The sequence below is a fragment of the Haploplasma modicum ATCC 29102 genome (assembly GCF_000687835.1).
In the GTDB taxonomy this organism is placed as follows: Bacteria; Bacillota_I; Bacilli_A; order Acholeplasmatales; family Acholeplasmataceae; genus Haploplasma; species Haploplasma modicum.
In genome coordinates, this window is the sequence record NZ_JHYB01000008.1 from 1 (window position 1) to 1697 (window position 1697).

At 30.4% G+C, this 1697-nt stretch carries 3 protein-coding genes; all 3 read left to right on the plus strand.

The genetic code is table 11. The features are described from left to right. A partial coding sequence (locus T352_RS0105850; protein ID WP_026392168.1) for an RHS repeat-associated core domain-containing protein occupies positions 1-666 on the plus strand: 666 nt, incomplete at its 5' end. Positions 667-736: 70 nt separating this feature from the next. Further along, entirely contained in the window at positions 737-1285 is a 549-nt protein-coding gene (locus tag T352_RS0105855; RefSeq protein WP_026392169.1) for a hypothetical protein, read from the plus strand. Between the two features lie 206 nt (positions 1286-1491). Then, positions 1492-1697, plus strand: a 206-nt coding sequence (locus tag T352_RS07290) for a hypothetical protein (RefSeq protein ID WP_210994362.1), incomplete at its 3' end; no start/stop codon positions are given.

Below are 1697 nucleotides of genomic sequence, written 5' to 3' on the forward strand. Positions count from 1 at the left end.
CTTTATTACTGTGAATCAAGATATTATGATCCAGAGTTAGGTAGATGGCTATCTATTGATAGTTATAATTATCTTGATCCAAGTAGCGCTAATGGTAGTAATCTATATGCGTATTGTGTTAATAATCCAGTGATGTACCTGGATAGCGACGGAAATAGTCCTACTTGGTGGAATCCTTTTAGTTGGAGCAACGAAACAAAAATTATTATAGGTGCTGCATTTATTGTAGTTGGATTGATAGCGACGGTTGCAACAGGAGGAGCATTAGCACCTGCCTTATTAGCAACTATAAAAACTGTTGCGACAAGTGTGGTAATAAGTGCTGCAGTTGGAACAGCTGCAGGTGGTATTTCAGCAGCTATAAGCGGTGAAGAAGTATGGCAAGGAATGCTAAAAGGTGCAATAGATGGAGCGGTTGATGGATTTATGTGGGGTGGAATCGCTTCTGGAACCGGGAATATTCTTAAGTCAATAGCACGGTCACAGTGGGGGCAAAGAAGTATTAATATGACAAAAAACTCCAAGAATTGGCTTTTTGGAAATAAAGGCGGGGATTTAACCATTTTTAGAAATGGTAGGAATTTCAGAATTGACTATGGAGTTTCCAATGGATTACATTATCACGTTAGACTTGCAGGCGGTATAGGCAACATAGAAAATCTCTAGTTAATGCTATATACTATGGAGGAATGACGTTATATAGTTTCTTTGATAATTTATAGGAAGGAATGATATTATGAGTGAACTGATTAAATATAGAATTATACTGGATTTTGATAACTATGATTTGCCTTTAATAGAAATATCTAAATTGATGGATAGTTTATCGATTAAATCTAATATTGCATTGTATTTTTCAAGAGCAATTGTACCAAATACGGAGATAGTATTAAATGAATATATTAATAAGTATAAAGTAAATGTTTTAAAGAAAAAAGGATATGAAAAATCAGATTTTATAGTCATTTTTGAGAATATCAAAAGCAATACAGAATTATTAGAACTTATGAAACAACATGGATTAAATTTGTATTACATTAATGCAAAAAGTTATGAGAACTTTAGTAACATAGAAACCATTTTTAAAGAGAAATTTAACCCGAAGATTGAGATTAAGTTACATGAGTTAATCCAATATGAGATTTTAATTTATTTTGATATTGATAGAACGATTGAAATCATTTTTAATTCTATCAGTTTTAACAAAGAAGAAATATATGGATTGCTATTAAACTGGCTTAAATCTATAAAAGTACAAGGTTTTAACATTGAAGAACTAAAGTAAAAATCTAATTTCTAATAGTCAGTAATCATTGGGAAATATAACGGGTTCAAATGAAAAAAAGTTTAGTTTTTCAGTGTGCGTAACGGAGCTATACTAATAGCCCTGTTATCTCGTACTAAACTATGTTGATATGAAGAGTATCATATAAAATTTGTGAGTAAAGAGTGTATAAAGCACTCTTTTTTTCTAAAACTGTTTAAAAAAGTGTGGACATTCCAAATAATTATAGTTATTCTAGTTATAATAAAACTAATACAATAATAGAGAAAACCGGAAGCATTAATAAAATTTATACATTCGATGAAATAGGTAACGTGACTCATATCGTAAGACTAAACAACAACTTATTTATGGACGGGATAATATATGAATATGATGAGTTTAAACGATTAATTAGTGAAAGTAAATATAA